General features: G+C 33.0%; 12 protein-coding genes. 8 read left to right on the forward strand and 4 right to left on the reverse strand.

What is annotated here, in order from left to right:
• Position 1: 1 nt before the first annotated feature.
• Together NSA01_RS07510 and NSA01_RS07515 are read right to left on the reverse strand one after the other, a co-directional pair.
• Positions 2-781: an HAD hydrolase family protein gene (locus tag NSA01_RS07510; RefSeq protein WP_257480865.1), complete on the reverse strand. Its 780-nt coding sequence runs from the start codon at positions 779-781 to the stop codon at positions 2-4.
• A gap of 1 nt (position 782) precedes the next feature.
• A complete protein-coding gene (locus NSA01_RS07515; RefSeq protein WP_257480866.1) occupies positions 783-1,433 on the reverse strand; it encodes an HAD hydrolase-like protein in 651 nt (216 codons plus the stop codon).
• 442 nt (positions 1,434-1,875) lie between these two features.
• On the opposite strand from NSA01_RS07515, the gene NSA01_RS07520 reads away from it, so the two are divergent.
• On the forward strand, positions 1,876-3,603 hold the full coding sequence (locus NSA01_RS07520; protein WP_257480867.1) for a leucine-rich repeat domain-containing protein: 1,728 nt from the start codon (positions 1,876-1,878) through the stop codon (positions 3,601-3,603).
• A gap of 149 nt (positions 3,604-3,752) precedes the next feature.
• On the opposite strand, the gene NSA01_RS07525 is transcribed toward NSA01_RS07520, so the two are convergent.
• Positions 3,753-4,601 (reverse strand): glucosaminidase domain-containing protein, encoded by an 849-nt coding sequence (locus tag NSA01_RS07525; protein WP_257480868.1) that lies wholly within the window; start codon positions 4,599-4,601, stop codon positions 3,753-3,755.
• Between the two features lie 118 nt (positions 4,602-4,719).
• On the opposite strand from NSA01_RS07525, the gene NSA01_RS07530 reads away from it, so the two are divergent.
• The 4 genes from NSA01_RS07530 to NSA01_RS07545 all read left to right on the forward strand — a co-directional run bounded on the left by NSA01_RS07530 (position 4,720) and on the right by NSA01_RS07545 (position 10,547).
• Positions 4,720-6,909 carry a transglycosylase domain-containing protein gene (locus NSA01_RS07530; protein WP_257480869.1) on the forward strand — a complete coding sequence of 730 codons (2,190 nt, stop codon included), beginning with the start codon at positions 4,720-4,722 and terminating at the stop codon, positions 6,907-6,909.
• 9 nt (positions 6,910-6,918) lie between these two features.
• Positions 6,919-8,898, forward strand: a complete 1,980-nt coding sequence (gene ligA, locus NSA01_RS07535) for an NAD-dependent DNA ligase LigA (RefSeq protein ID WP_257480870.1) — start codon at positions 6,919-6,921, stop codon at positions 8,896-8,898.
• A 106-nt stretch (positions 8,899-9,004) separates the two neighbouring features.
• Complete coding sequence (locus NSA01_RS07540; protein ID WP_257480871.1) at positions 9,005-9,769, forward strand: YwaF family protein; 765 nt, start codon at positions 9,005-9,007, stop codon at positions 9,767-9,769.
• Between the two features lie 19 nt (positions 9,770-9,788).
• Positions 9,789-10,547 carry a YwaF family protein gene (locus NSA01_RS07545; protein ID WP_257480872.1) on the forward strand — a complete coding sequence of 253 codons (759 nt, stop codon included), beginning with the start codon at positions 9,789-9,791 and terminating at the stop codon, positions 10,545-10,547.
• Between the two features lie 16 nt (positions 10,548-10,563).
• Here the strand turns inward: NSA01_RS07545 and NSA01_RS07550 are convergent, their stop codons facing one another.
• Complete coding sequence (locus tag NSA01_RS07550) at positions 10,564-11,547, reverse strand: 2-hydroxyacid dehydrogenase (RefSeq protein ID WP_257480873.1); 984 nt, start codon at positions 11,545-11,547, stop codon at positions 10,564-10,566.
• Between the two features lie 248 nt (positions 11,548-11,795).
• On the opposite strand from NSA01_RS07550, the gene NSA01_RS07555 reads away from it, so the two are divergent.
• Genes NSA01_RS07555 through nrdG form a run of 3 tightly spaced genes read left to right on the forward strand, consistent with a single transcriptional unit; the run spans position 11,796 to position 14,999 of the window.
• The gene (locus NSA01_RS07555; RefSeq protein ID WP_257480874.1) at positions 11,796-14,129 is read left to right on the forward strand and encodes an anaerobic ribonucleoside triphosphate reductase; all 2,334 of its coding nucleotides are present in this window, start codon (positions 11,796-11,798) and stop codon (positions 14,127-14,129) included.
• 11 nt (positions 14,130-14,140) lie between these two features.
• Positions 14,141-14,479 carry an anaerobic ribonucleoside-triphosphate reductase gene (gene nrdD, locus NSA01_RS07560; protein ID WP_257480875.1) on the forward strand — a complete coding sequence of 113 codons (339 nt, stop codon included), beginning with the start codon at positions 14,141-14,143 and terminating at the stop codon, positions 14,477-14,479.
• A gap of 1 nt (position 14,480) precedes the next feature.
• On the forward strand, positions 14,481-14,999 hold the full coding sequence (gene nrdG, locus NSA01_RS07565; RefSeq protein ID WP_257480876.1) for an anaerobic ribonucleoside-triphosphate reductase activating protein: 519 nt from the start codon (positions 14,481-14,483) through the stop codon (positions 14,997-14,999).
• The last annotated feature ends 26 nt before the right edge of the window (positions 15,000-15,025 follow it).

The following is a 15,025-nucleotide window of genomic DNA, read 5'->3' on the forward strand; positions in this document are numbered from 1 at the left end:
TTTATTTTAATAAATATTCATTTATCATCTCCGCTACAGCATTTTCATTGTTAGTCTTTTTAAGTACATAATTAGCTGCTTTTTTGGTAAATTCATCCGCATTTTGTACTGCAAAAGAATATTTGGTATTTTCAAGAAGCTCTACATCACTTGCCTGATCCCCTATGGTCGCGGCTTCATTTTTATCTATATCATAATGTTTCATCAATGCTTCAAGCCCTGTAAATTTATTTACTTTTGTTGGTCTTATATCATAAACATTTCTGTCGACTGTTCCATATATGCTTTTGGGTAAATAGCTTTTTAAATATTCAAGATCCTCTTTATCTTTGAAGTGTACCGATATCCTATAGCAGTCTCTAAGGGAAGTTAAATCCCCTTTAATAAGACCTTCATCATCTATCCAAGTCCTTACATCATCAAGAAGTTCTCCCTCATTTTTATAAAAATAACCGTCTCTATTAAGAGGCATAAAATCTCTGTTGTCTAAGGTGAATTTTTCTACTAAATAATCATATATATCATTATCTATAGTAACAAGCTCTTCATGTCCGTTTATGAAGTCCAAAAGCAATGCTCCGTTTACACCAATGTGCTTGTTTTTTATGATTTTTAATTCCTCGACGATGGGTTTTATAGACGCGTCGTTTCTTCCTGATATAATGCTTACTATTATTCCCTTGTCGATACATTTTTGAATTGCTCTTTTATCTTCGTATGATATGGTGTTATCATCTCTTATTAATGTTTTATCAAGATCCAGTGCAAGTAGTTTAATCATTTTAATCTCCAAGTACTATATTCAATAAATCAAGCGGTTTTTCTATATAGTAATCTGCATTGCAGGTTTTAATTTCTTCTTCATTCCCGTATCCGTATTTTACCATTACGGCGTCCAATTTATTTAAATGCCCGCCTTCTATATCCGTAGGTTTATCCCCTATCATCAATGTTTTTTTAGTATTATTTATATTTAATACTTTCATTGTTTCTCTTACTAAATCGGCTTTGTTTCCTCTTGTTTGCAAATCATCCTGTCCGTTAATAAATTTAAAGAATTTATCGATTTTAAAGTATTCAGCCTGGCATACGACATTTTCAAGAGGTTTGTTAGATGCAATGGCAAGTGTTACTCCTTTGTTATATAGAGTTTCTATAAGCTCATAAACTCCTTCAAATAAACTCGCTTCATAAACTCCTTTTTCTCTGACGTATTTTCTATGTATCATTATGGCTTTCGCACCTTCTTCTTTTGAAAAACCATACTTATCCACAATTAGATGTGCAAAAGGCGGTCCAATCATTTTCTTAACATTTTCTATCGTTTCTTCTATACCATATTCGCCAAGGCACTTTACAAATCCTTTCGCTATGCCCAGCCATGAATCCACTATTACACCGTCAAAATCAAAAATTACTGTATCGTATTTCATATAAAGCCTCACTTTCAATAACTATATATTAATATAATGATATAAATAATTCAATTTAAAAATACTTACTTTTTAAAAGTAAATTTAAAGAGATGTCGTTACTTATGAAATTATAATTCTATTAATCGTGGGCTTCGGGGCACTACGCCTGCCTTCGGTAGATTCCGCGCCCCTTATTTTCACAAACTAATCAATTATGATTATTTTTTATATTTTTTTATTTTTTTTGGAAAAAAGGTGTACATTTTGTCACAAATTATAATAAAAGTACAAAACCTGAAAAAAGACATAAATATTACATATAGTTTAAATGTATGCATCATATTTCTGTCATTTCCTGTAAATTATTGATATAGATTAAGTATATCACATTTGTTACTAAAATTACACTTACAGTATCAGTACAAAATATTGAAATATATTTAATTAAAGGGGTTATAAAATGAATAGAAGAAGAATAATGTTGAGTATTTTATTATCATGCTTGATGATATTGACGACGCTGACGCCTGTATTTGCGGCTGATAGCAATAATATCAATGATAGTGATAGTAAAACAATCGGAGAAGTAAGCAAAAAGACAATGGCTGCGAGTGCACGTTCGGTAGGTGATACCTTCGAGGATACTTTTGAGAAAGACGGGAAGACTTTTACGATCACATATGTAGTAACGGACGCTTCAGCGAATGAAGTATCTTTTGCATTAAAGAACGATCCTACGACGAATATCAAGGAGTTGAGCGGGATGTATGAGATACCTTCAAGCGTAACGTATAACGGTACTGAATATACTGTTACGAGCATAGCTGATAATGCATTTTATAAGTGGAGTTTCAGTGAGCAGATTAATACAAAGTGTACATATATAATTATACCCGATACAATAATCAAAATAGGAGCCAATGCTTTTGAACAGAATACTAATTTAAAGAGTATATATATACCTGATTCTGTTACATCGATAGGCGAATCAGCATTTTCAGGTTGTTATAATGCCAAAAAATTAAGATTTTCCAGGAATCTTACCGCGCTCCCTGATTATGCATTTTTTAATATCAGGGTGGATAATCTTGTGATACCGGGCAATATAAAAACAATAGGAAGCAATATGATAAGAAATGAGTGGTTAGAAAGCGTTAAAGTGCTGGAAGGGGTAGAATCCATAGCTTCTAAGTCTTTTATGAATTGGAATAATACAACAAGAGAAGTTGAGCTTCCTGCAAGCCTGACGTCTTTAGATTCCGGTTTTATTGATAATCGTCTTAACAGTACAGATGCAAAGCTTACAATTCATTCACCTTCTTTAAATATTGATTTTACTAAACCGCTGGCTTATGTTAACTCCGGTACGGTTTACGGACACAGCGGTTCTGCCGGTAGTCCGTCACAGGTAAAACAAAATTTTGATGCTAATCAATTTTCTTACAGCGGAGTCAGTTTTTCTACTGAGGGAGTATGTCACAGTAATAATGTTAAGTCAAGGACCGAGCCTACCTGCGGGGAAGACGGCAGCGTTACGTATGAAGCAGGGACTTGTGACTGCGGGAATACGAATGTACCGGAAACTACCATAGCCCTCTCTGCTACAGGACTTCATGACTGCAGCTGGAAGATTACCAAAGAACCTACCTGTACAGCCAAAGGCACTAAGGTTTTTAAATGTGATACTTGCGGAGATGTATTTATTGAGCCTATCGAGATTCCTGCAACTGGAGTACATGATTATAGTGTAGAAGTGACAGAAAAAGCTGCAAGCTGTACTGAAAATGGCTTGAAATATATGAAATGTAAATACTGTGATTTAAAGGATGACAGTTCGGAGAAAAATATACCTGCTTTGGGACATAAATTTAATAAAGAAGTGATAGATGAAAAGGCTACATATGAAAAAGAAGGAAAGAAGCATATGGAATGTAGTGTGTGCGGAGCGAAAGATGAAAGTTCCCATGTATCAATTTCAAAGCTTATAAAACAGGGAACAGAAGGAAAAGATAAAGACTCTGTATCTGATGGAAGCACTGTAACGAAGACAACCGAGACAAACAGCAAAACAAAAATAGATACCCCGGATACTTCCGACAGCTCAAACGCTATATTTTATGGCTTGATAGCTATAATTGCAATAGCAGGAGTTGGAGGGACTATCTTTAAAATAAAAAGGGTAAGTTAATTTAAAACGCCAAACCGAGAAAGCACCTCCCCCGATGGGGCTTTTTTGGATTAAGATTAATATTTGAGCTTAAAATTTATATTTATTTCGGTTTAAAATAAGGGATCCTAAAAATGAATAATTAGTATCCCTAAATTTAAAACAATAAACTATTTCTTTCTGGATTTATTATATTTTTTATCTTTCTGCTCACTTTTATTGATTTTATGAAGTATCAATAACATCAGGTATATCAATAAGACATTAAATCCCACAGATAAAGTAGTATTTACCACTTGATCTTTTTTTTCTCTTTTTAAAATAATTTTTTCATCATTATCTTTTGAATTATCCTTACTCTCCTCTTTTACTTTTGTCCCTATTTTTTTTATCTTGTTTAAATGAGTCAATATTTTTTTACCATATCCTTTTCCCGGATATGCCCAGCCTTTTTTATATGGATTATCCGAATAACCCAAATATTCGACATACATAGCTTTTCCCCTCAGAGAATCATTCCATCTCGGGTCTACGCATTTTCCCTTTAGAGGCTCTTTAGAAGCATAGCATTTAAGATGCTGGACGACTGCTCTTATACCTATCGTCATTGTTTTGAATTTAGCACCTTTAACACCGCCTCCGGTCGTTCCGAGCCCCGCAAAATTATTTTGTTCTTTTGTTACATCTCCTCCGTAATTTAAACATCCGGTTTCGTGCATCATTACACAAAATGTGATATCAGGTCTAACACCTTCTTTTTTTGCTTCTTTGATCGTTGTTTTGACGAAGCTTAAAGCATACTTTTTTGTGATCGTATTTTTGGTGTTCGGTTTATTGTTTTTTATTAAATATGTATACATTTGTTCAGCTGTACAAGCGGAGTTTTCACCCATTATTTTCGTAAGTTTTTTTTCGTCCTTTCCATTTACTAACGACGGAAAACATGGTAATATTAATAACGTTATAATAATAGATATAATAAATAAGCGAAAATTATTAATTTTTTGTGAATAATTCATGAAAAGCCTCTTTTTTTACATTTTTTATACTATTATTATTATAAATTAAAAAAAACAGTTTTTTTGTAAATTTTAATATAAATAAAATAAAAATATTATTGTAACGGAAGGTAGTACATTGAAAAAGTCTTTAACAAAAATATTAGGGATATTATTAATAGGAATTATTTTAGCCGGTGCTACATTATTTATGTATGTATCTCTTACATTACCGGATATTTCCGGATATACATATTCGCCTAAGCTGAAAACTCAGATCTTAACCAGCGATAAGAAGTTGGTAGGTGAGATTTATGATGAAAATAGGACACTTGTATCTATAGATGATATGCCGGAAGATTTGGTTCATGCCGTGGTTGCAATAGAAGACAGAAGATTTTATAAACATCACGGATTTGACCTTAAAGGGATATTCAGAGCAATTGCGGTAAACCTTAAGGGAGACGGCATTCATGAAGGTGCATCAACCATAACTCAGCAAGTTGTAAGAAGGCTATTCTTATCGGATGAGCGTACATATACAAGAAAGATAAAAGAAATTCTCCTTGCCGTTAAATTTGAGCAGGAATTCAGTAAAGATGAGATAGTAGAGATTTATTTAAATGATGTATTCATGGGACAGGGAACTTACGGTGTAGAAGAAGCTTCAAAGAGATTTTTCGGAAAGCATGTAAAAGACTTGACTCTTGAGGAATGTGCACTCCTCGCAGGTATACCTCAGGCCCCTACAGTATATAATCCAACTACCAAGACAGGATATAAGCAGTCTAAAATCAGAAAAGAAGAAGTTTTGGATGCTATGGAGGACAGCAGATATATAACTCATGAAGAAAATGAAAAGGCAAAAGCCGTTAAAATATCTATCAGAAAAAGTGATTCTCAAAAGAACTTTAACGGAAGAACAAGGAAAGGCTGCGGTGCTTATTCACAAAGAGTATTAAGCGAAGCTCAAAATGTTCTTGTAAACAGTTTTACAAATAAAAATCAAATGAGTAAGAAAAAGGCTCAGGAAAAAGTTGAACAAATGATAAATCAGGACGGTATAAAAATTTATTGTTCTCTTAATATGAGTCTTCAAACTGCAGGGGTAAAGAGTGTAGATAGTTTTATGTCTGCTTACGGACTCAAAGACAGTGCGGATATGGCTTTTGTAACTGTAGACGGCTCGAACGGGAAAGTTCTTGCCTATTATGGAGGATCATCTTCAATAGATATGGCAAATACACCTCGTCAGCCCGGAAGTACGATAAAACCACTATATGTATCTAAATATTTGGAGCAACCTGACAAGACCATATATTCAACCGTTCAGGACGGGCCGATAAACCTTTACGGATATTCTCCTAAAAATTACGGAAATAAATATTACGGAAGAGTAACTATACAAAAGGCAATAACAAATTCACTAAACACTGCTTGTTTAAGATTATACGATGAACTCGGTGTTAAAGAAAACGGGGACCTTGCAGGATATGATGCGGTAAAAGAATTTGGATTTTCAACGCTTGTAGATGTTAAAGACGATCCGGTATATAACGATAACAACTATGCATTCGCACTTGGCGGACTTACTTATGGATTTAAGCCTTTGGAACTTGCCAATGCCTATTCTGCTTTTGCAAATGACGGAGAAAAGTATCCTTATTATTTTGTTGATAAAATCACTACCAAGGACGGAAAAGTACTATATGAAAGAGAACCTTCAACTTCAAAGAGGATAAGAACAAGTGAAGCAAATTCCGCAATAGTTGAATGTATGAAAGGCGTTGTTAGATATGGTACTGGTTCACTTGCGCAGACTCAGTACGAAACTTTTGGTAAGACAGGTACCACACATGATAATAAAGACTTCTGGTTCTGCGGTGTGACTGGAAACCTTGCTACAAGTATTTGGGTCGGAACTCCATCCAATAAAATATTATATGGAATAAGTTCATCCGGTGTTGCTTCCTTCTATAACAGGTATGTAAACAATACTGATAAAATAGATGATTTTGGCAAAATTGCGAATGTAAATACTAATAATACTTCGGATAAAAAAGTTGAGTATAAAAATATATTAGTTGTAAAAGATAATATAGATGTAACAAATAGAGAATATTTTACAAGGCTTGAAGTTGAAACTGTTTCTGTTCCCGAAGAAGATGTAAGCAAATACTCAGACAGAATGGTTACCAAAGCAACCGTTGATGCTTCAACAGGACTTTTATTCAATAAAGAGAAATGTGATAAAGAAAACAAGGAAATAAGATATTATATCAGCGGAAAAGAACCTAAACAGTTGTGTAACAAACTTCATATATTTTAAAGGTATATAATGGAAGATATAAAAAAAGAGATAGAAAAATTAACCGAAGAGTCATTAGAACATAACAGAAAATATTACGAAGAGGATAATCCAAGCATATCTGATTATGATTATGATATGCTTATTAGGAAGTTAAGTAAACTTGAAGAAGAATATCCTCAGTATAAAAAAGAATATTCCCCTACCGACAGAGTAGGGGGAAAGGCTCTTGATGCCTTTGATAAAGTAAAGCATGAGTATAAGCAGCTAAGCTTAGCTAATGCTTTTTCTTATGATGAACTTTTAGATTTTGACCTAAGAGTAAAGAAGGAGATTGAAAATCCAACGTATACTTTGGAAAATAAATTTGACGGTCTTACAATAGTCCTTACTTATAAAAAAGGACTTTTATCGGTGGGGGCTACAAGAGGTGACGGTGAAGTAGGCGAAGATGTTACTTTAAATGTAAAAACCATTAAATCAATTCCTCTGAAACTCAATGAAGAAGTCGACTTGACGGTCAGAGGCGAAGTACTTATCTATAAAGATAACTTTGAAAAGATAAATAAAGAAAGAGAAAAAGAGGGGCTCAGTCTTTTTGCTAATCCGAGAAATATGGCAGCGGGTTCCATAAGGCAGCTTGATTCAAAAATAGCGGCAAAGAGAAATCTTGACTGTTTTATATTTAATCTTGAACATATCGATGGAAAGACATTATCATCACATAGTGAAAGTCTTGATTATTTAAAATCTTTAGGGTTTAAAGTAAGTGAATATAAGATATTTAATAATATAAAGGATATCTTTGATGAGCTTATCAAAAAAGAAGACAGCAGAAGATCCATGCCTTATGAAATAGACGGGGCTGTTATTAAATTGAATGATCTCGAACAGAGAGAACTTTTAGGTTCTACAAATAAAAATCCTAGATGGGCTATAGCATATAAATTTTCCGAAACAAAAGTCAAGACAAAACTTACAGATATCATTGTAAATGTGGGTAGGACCGGTACTCTTACACCTGTTGCAATTCTGGAAGGCGTTAGGATAGACGGGTCGTTCGTGAGCAGGGCTACTCTTCACAATGAGGATTATATCAATGACAATGATATAAGGATAGGTGATAATGTAATAGTGAAAAAAGCCGGTGAGATTATCCCACAGGTCATAAGCTCTGTTAAAGAAGACAGAAACGGCGATGAAAAACTATTTGAAATGCCTAAAAACTGTCCTGTTTGCGGCAAGGAAGTAGTACGACAAGAAGGAAATAGTGCGGTCAAGTGTATCAATGTTGATTGTCCCGCTAAGGTTTCCCGGGAAATAATTCATTTTGCTTCAAGGGAAGCTATGAATATAGATACTCTCGGAGAAAGAGTCCTTGAAACTTTGATTGAAAAAGATTTGATTCAGGATGTCAGTGATATTTATAAACTGGAAAATAAGAAAGAGAAAATAGAAAGCCTTGAAAAAATGGGTGAGAAATCCGTTTCCAATATGTTAAATGCAATAGAAAAATCCAAAGAAAATTCACTTGAAGATTTATTGTTTGCATTATCTATTAACTTAGTAGGTAAGCAAGGAGCTAAATTATTAGCTAAGAGATTTAAGACAATGGATAATTTAATAAACGCTTCCTATGAAGATATCGTAGATATCAATGAAATCGGCGATAAAATGGCTACCGAAATTATAAACTTCTTTAAAAATCCTTCTAAACTTGCTTTAATAGAAAGATTAAAAGCCGTCGGAGTAAATATGGAATATATCGACGAAGAAAATGATAATTTGAAATTTGAAGGAATGACTTTTGTTCTTACCGGTACCTTATCAAAGTATAAAAGAAATGACGCTAAAAAGATAATTGAGAATTACGGAGGAAAGGTTTCTTCTTCGGTCAGCAAAAAGACAACTTACGTGCTTGCCGGAGAGAATGCGGGAAGTAAAGAAGAAAAAGCTAAAGAACTCGGTGTTAAGATAATTTCCGAAAATGAATTTGAAAATATGATTTAAATAAAGTCTCTTACTAATCTAGTAAGAGACTTTTATTTTGTATTTACTGGAATTTAATATAAAAAAATACTATAATAAGTCTATATTTGTATAAAAAGAGGGCATTATGGATTTTAGATATTTTTTTGTCTCCCCGGATAGCGGAGGCTATGTACCGGAGGAACTTACATGGAGATTATTTGATATAGGTCATTTATTAACACTTCTTTGTGTAGGTTTTGTGGTTATATATATGTGTAAAAAATTTTCTTTATGGGACATAAAAAAGCAAGATAGTTTTATAAAAAAGATTGCGGTTTTTATGCTCATGCAAGAAATATTTAAAAATATAGTTCATTATTTGACGGGAGTCTTGATTTACGAAGATATACCGCTTCATTTATGTAGGTTTTCCATATTTATGACATTGTGGTATGCCTTTAAGTCCAATAAGTTGAATAAAGAATATTTATATGCTTTTTCTCTTCCTGCTTCGGTTGCTGCACTTATGTTTGCCGATTGGACCAAGTTTGCTAGGATATCTTTTACAAATATAGATTCTACCATATTTCATATGCTGCTTCTTATGGTACCGATGTTACTGATATACTCCGGCAGATTAAAGCCCAATTATAAATATTTAAATAGTTGTATAATGTTTATGTTTCCTGTCGGACTTATAGTATTTAGAATTAATAAAATCATTGGAACTAATTTTATGTTTTTAAATACTCCCTCTCCCGGTTCTCCTCTAGTACTTCTCGAAAATTTGTTTGGAAGTCCGGGGTATATATTTGCGGGTATATGCTTAATTTTTATCATATGGATATCAATGTATTTGCCTTGGGAAATCAAATATAAGAAAGAAAGTGAAATTGAGCAGTTAGCTTAAAATAAAGTGAGGAATGATCATGACTTTAAAATATTTTTTTGCAAATCCAAATATAGTTCCTTCATCATTAAAATGGCATGCTTATGGTATGGAACATCTGATTTTACTGTTTATTATATTTGTTTTTAATATATTTATGTGTAAGAAATTCGTTAAATTAAGTGTAGAACAGCAAAATAAGCTCTTAAAATTTTTTGCCATACTTATTGTTTTTCAGGAAATATTAAAGGATATCCTTCATTATTATGCAGGCACCTTAAATTTAGAACATTTGCCTCTTCATTTGTGCGGGATATCAATATTTATAACTTTTTGGTATGCGTTTAAACCCGGTAAAGTAAGTGGTGAATATTTATATGCATTGTCTTTTCCCGGAGCTTTGGCGGCATTATTGTTTCCGAACTGGACTGAGTATCCGATGATGCATTTTTCAAATATAAATTCTTTTACTATACATACGTGGCTGGTTGTATTTGTTACGATGCTTTTATACAGCGGCAGATTGAAACCTGATTTTAGGAATTTACCAAAGACGTCTTTACTTATAGGTATCCTTGCTGTACCTATATATTTTATAAATAAATTATGGGATACGAACTTTATGTTCTTAAATGGACCGTCCAAAGGGTCTCCGTTGGTATTTTTATATGATATCTTTGGCGGAGGTTATTTAATAGCTTTGATTGTTTTAGTACTGAGTGCTTGGCTGTTGATGTATCTGCCTTGGGAAGTGATTTACAGGAAAAAAGCTAATAGAGAAAGTGAGCAGATAGCTTAAAAGGATAGACTTTAGTCTATCCTTTTATTTTAACTTCATTTTTTAATTCTTTTCTATCATAAAAATCATCTAAGTTTTGTATTGTAGTTTTTGCGATATTTTTCAAAGCCTCATCTGTCAGAAAAGCTTGATGAGATGTGAGTATAACATTTGGCATTGAAACTAAAGCCGATAGTTTATCATCTCTTTTGATTAGATCTGATTTATCTTCGTAAAAGAAATCTTTCTCACCTTCATATACATCGAGGCAAGCTCCTCCTATAAAGCCATTTTTAAGAGCACTTATTAATGAATCAGTTTCAATTAATTCTCCTCTTGAAGTATTTATTATATAAACTCCTTTTTTCATTTTTCTTATATTTTCTTCATTTATTAGATATTTTGTATCTTCGGTTAAAGGACAGTGAAGAGAAATTATATCACTGGTATTTAAAAGAGTGTTTAAATCGACATATTGTATATCACTATCTTTTTTGGGATATAGATCGTATGCAATCACATTCATTTTAAAACCTTTGCATATATCTATAAGTTCTTCTCCGATTTTCCCCGTTCCGATTATGCCTATTGTCTTTCCCTTTAAATCAAATCCAACCATACCGTTTAGACTAAAATTATAATCTCTTGTTTTGGTATATGCTTTGTGTATTTTTCTGTTTAGAGTTAAAAACATGCCTATTGCATATTCAGCTACTGAGCTTGGAGAATATGAAGGAACGTTCAGTACTTTTATTTTATCTTTTGTCGCATTTAAATCGACATGATTATATCCGGCACATCTTAATGCTATTACTTTAATTCCCAAGTCATATAAAACATCAATAGTATCCTTATCCAAATTGTCATTTACAAAAGAAATTATGCCGCTGGAACCCGAAGCTAAAATAGCAGAGTTTTTGTTAAGTCTGCTCTCATAAAATTCTATTTCATAATTTTTGTTGTAATAATCAAACCATTTTCTATCATAAGATTTCGTATTAAAAAAACATATCTTTTCCATATATGTATTTTTCTCAGAATTTTCATTTATATTCTTTTTAATTTTAAGTCTAAAATACGAGTATATATTTATAATTCATAACAGGAAAAATTCTTAATTACTTATATTATTTCCCAAGTCAAGTAAAATCAATAAAACACAATATATTGTGTTTTTTGTGCTTGACAATATTATATACCACAATATATAATTGTTAACGTAGCCTTGATGAGGCAGTTGAACCGATTAGAAAATATAGGAGAATAATGATGGTAACAGAGATTTTAAAAAGAGACGGACGTACAAGTAAATACGAAAAGAAGAAGATAACAGATGCCATTTATAAAGCAGCCGAAGCAGCGGGCGGACAGGATTATGCTACGGCAAAAGAGCTATCTGATAAAGTAGATAATATTTTAAACGATAAGTATATAGATATAGTTCCTACTGTGGAACAAATACAAGATACGGTTGAGAAGACTTTGATTGAAAGTGGACATGCCAAAACTGCAAAGAATTACATACTATATAGGGCGGAAAGAAATAAAGTCAGAGAGATGAATACCAAGCTGATGAAGATATATGAAGATCTGACTTTCAAAAGCTCCATTGAAAATGATGTAAAGAGAGAAAATGCAAATATAAACGGTGATACCGCCATGGGAACCATGCTAAAATATGGTTCCGAGGGTGCAAAAAACTTTTATGAAATGTTTATTTTGGACGAAAAACATGCTGCCGCACATGCCAAAGGTAATATTCATATTCATGACTTGGATTTTTATACTTTAACTACGACGTGCTGTCAGATAGATTTAACAAAATTATTTAAAGGCGGATTTTCTACAGGGAACGGATTTATAAGAGAGCCAAAGGATATAAGGACTTATTCCGCACTTGCTTGTATTGCCATACAGTCCAATCAAAATGATCAGCACGGTGGGCAAAGTATTCCGAAGTTCGATTATGATTTAGCTCAGGGTGTAAAAAAGACATATAGAAAAATTTATGTCACAAATATGGCTAAAGCCTTGGAACTTCTCGCCGGGATAGAAAACAGTGAAGAAGTCTCTAAGGATATATATAAAAATATCGAAGAAAAATCAGGTTTGTATCCTACGCTTGATGATAATGAAAAATTCTTAAAACTTGAGAGAGAAGAACTGGATAAATTAGACCATGACGACTTTGATACTCTAATTTCTTTTACAAAGAAAAGTTCTTTGAAAGAAACCGACAAAGCTACATATCAGGCTATGGAAGCACTTATACATAATCTAAATACTATGCATTCCAGAGCCGGTGCACAGGTTCCTTTCAGTTCAATAAACTACGGAACCGATACTTCCAGCGAAGGAAGAATGATTATTAAAAATATCCTGCTTGCAACAAAGTCAGGTTTGGGAAACGGAGAAACTCCTATTTTCCCCGTTCAAATATTTAAGGTAAAAGAAGGAGTTAACTACAATCCTGAAGACCCTAATTATGATTTGTTTAAACTTGCCATAGAAGTTTCCAGTGAGAGACTATTTCCTAACTTCTCCTTTATAGATTCTCCTTTCAACTTAAAATATTATAAAGAGGGAGATCCGGACTCTGAAATTGCTTATATGGGGTGCAGAACAAGAGTAATGGCAAATGTTGATAAAGATAATGAAATAGTGACCGGCAGAGGAAATTTAAGTTTTACTTCCATAAATCTTCCTAGACTTGCTATAGAAGCAAAAGGTGATATTGATAAATTTTATTCAATGCTTAATGATGAGATGAACCTTTGTGTTAAACAGCTTTTGCACAGATTTAAAATACAATGTTCAAAGACAGTAAGAAATTCTCCGTTCTTAATGGGTGAAGGAGTATGGATCAATTCTGAAAATTTAAAGCCGGATGATACGGTTGAAGAAGTTTTGAAGCATGGTACTTTAAGTATCGGGTTTATCGGGCTTGCGGAAACACTGACTGCTTTAGTCGGCAAACATCATGGGGAAAGTGAAGAAAGCGAAAGACTCGGACTTGAAATCATTTCTCACATGAGAGATAAAGTAGATGAAGAAACAGAAAGGCGCGGTCTCAATTTTTCTTTGGTTGCAACTCCTGCCGAAGGATTATCCGGAAGATTTGTAAGGATGGATAAAAAAAGATATGGTATTATCGAAGGTGTAACCGATAAAGATTATTATACAAATTCATTTCATGTACCTGTTGGATATGATATAAGTGCCTTTGATAAAATCAAAAAAGAGGCACCTTTCCATGAACTGACAAACGGCGGGCATATAACATATGTTGAGCTTGACGGTGATACTACAAAGAATTTAGAAGCATTTGAAAAAATAGTAAGATGTATGAAAGATATGGGACTTGGTTACGGTGCTATAAATCATCCTGTTGACAGAGATCCTGTATGCGGATATAACGGGGTAATCTATGATGAATGCCCTCACTGTCACAGAAAAGAAGATGACACGGACGTTCCATTCGAAAGAATAAGAAGGATAACAGGATATCTGGTAGGTACTTTGGATAGATTTAATAATGGAAAAAGGGCTGAAGAATCTGATAGAGTGAAGCATTCACTAAATTCACAAATGGAAAACTTATAGGAGGTAATATAATGAACACAGCAAAAGAATTAACTTATGAAACTAAAATAAATGATACTAATGTGTATGTATACGGAAATATAGATAATTTAACTAAAGAAGAAATCAAAGCATATATCAAAGAAGTTGAAAGAGAAAAAAACAGTGAAGTGATTGAACTTAATTTATATGCGGATGAAGAAAGCGGATATATCGGAAGAAGTGCGAAAGTAAAACCTATTCCTTTCGATAGGATAAGAAGGATAACCGGATATTTGGTAGGTACTTTGGATAGATTTAATGATGCTAAAAGAAGTGAAGAGCAGGATAGGGTAAAACATTCTCTAAATTCTAATATGGAAAGACTTTAGTATGGATGAAGAAAAAGAAATAAGGATAGCCGGCATTGTCAGAGAATCCATTGTAGACGGTCCGGGACTGAGGTTTACTCTTTTTGTCCAGGGGTGTCCTCATAAATGCCCTGAATGCCATAATCCCCAAACTCATGATTTTAACGGCGGACAAGTTGTCAGTCATGAAAAAGTATTAAATGCTATATTTGATAATCCCCTTTTAAGCGGTGTGACCTTTTCAGGCGGAGAACCTTTCATGCAGGCTAAAAGTTTATATTTAATAGGGAAGGAAATTAAAAATAAAGGTTTGAATTTAATTACCTATACCGGATTTTTATTTGAAGATTTATTGAAAATGAGTGAAAATGATCCTTATATATTAAAGCTTATAAAATTAAATGATTATATAATGGATGGAAAATTTGAGCTTAAAAATAAAACTTATGATAAAACCTTTGTTGGAAGCTCCAATCAAAGAAGGATCGATGTTAAAAAGACGATAGAAAATAATTATAAAATCATAGAAAAAGACTTCTAAATGAAGTCTTTTTTATTTATGTTACT

Origin of the sequence: Anaerofustis stercorihominis, assembly GCF_024623185.1 — a bacterium.
Taxonomy (GTDB): Bacteria; Bacillota; Clostridia; order Eubacteriales; family Anaerofustaceae; genus Anaerofustis.

What these genes read in the sequence shown, in the direction of transcription:
- NSA01_RS07510 (WP_257480865.1), bottom strand. Translation starts at nt 781, where the DNA reads ATGATTAAACTACTTGCACTGGATCTTGATAAAACATTAATAAGAGAT.
- NSA01_RS07515 (WP_257480866.1), bottom strand. Translation starts at nt 1,433, where the DNA reads ATGAAATACGATACAGTAATTTTTGATTTTGACGGTGTAATAGTGGAT.
- NSA01_RS07520 (WP_257480867.1), top strand. Translation starts at nt 1,876, where the DNA reads ATGAATAGAAGAAGAATAATGTTGAGTATTTTATTATCATGCTTGATG.
- NSA01_RS07525 (WP_257480868.1), bottom strand. Translation starts at nt 4,601, where the DNA reads ATGAATTATTCACAAAAAATTAATAATTTTCGCTTATTTATTATATCT.
- ligA (WP_257480870.1), top strand. Translation starts at nt 6,919, where the DNA reads ATGGAAGATATAAAAAAAGAGATAGAAAAATTAACCGAAGAGTCATTA.
- NSA01_RS07540 (WP_257480871.1), top strand. Translation starts at nt 9,005, where the DNA reads ATGGATTTTAGATATTTTTTTGTCTCCCCGGATAGCGGAGGCTATGTA.
- NSA01_RS07545 (WP_257480872.1), top strand. Translation starts at nt 9,789, where the DNA reads ATGACTTTAAAATATTTTTTTGCAAATCCAAATATAGTTCCTTCATCA.
- NSA01_RS07550 (WP_257480873.1), bottom strand. Translation starts at nt 11,547, where the DNA reads ATGGAAAAGATATGTTTTTTTAATACGAAATCTTATGATAGAAAATGG.
- NSA01_RS07555 (WP_257480874.1), top strand. Translation starts at nt 11,796, where the DNA reads ATGGTAACAGAGATTTTAAAAAGAGACGGACGTACAAGTAAATACGAA.
- nrdD (WP_257480875.1), top strand. Translation starts at nt 14,141, where the DNA reads ATGAACACAGCAAAAGAATTAACTTATGAAACTAAAATAAATGATACT.
- nrdG (WP_257480876.1), top strand. Translation starts at nt 14,481, where the DNA reads ATGGATGAAGAAAAAGAAATAAGGATAGCCGGCATTGTCAGAGAATCC.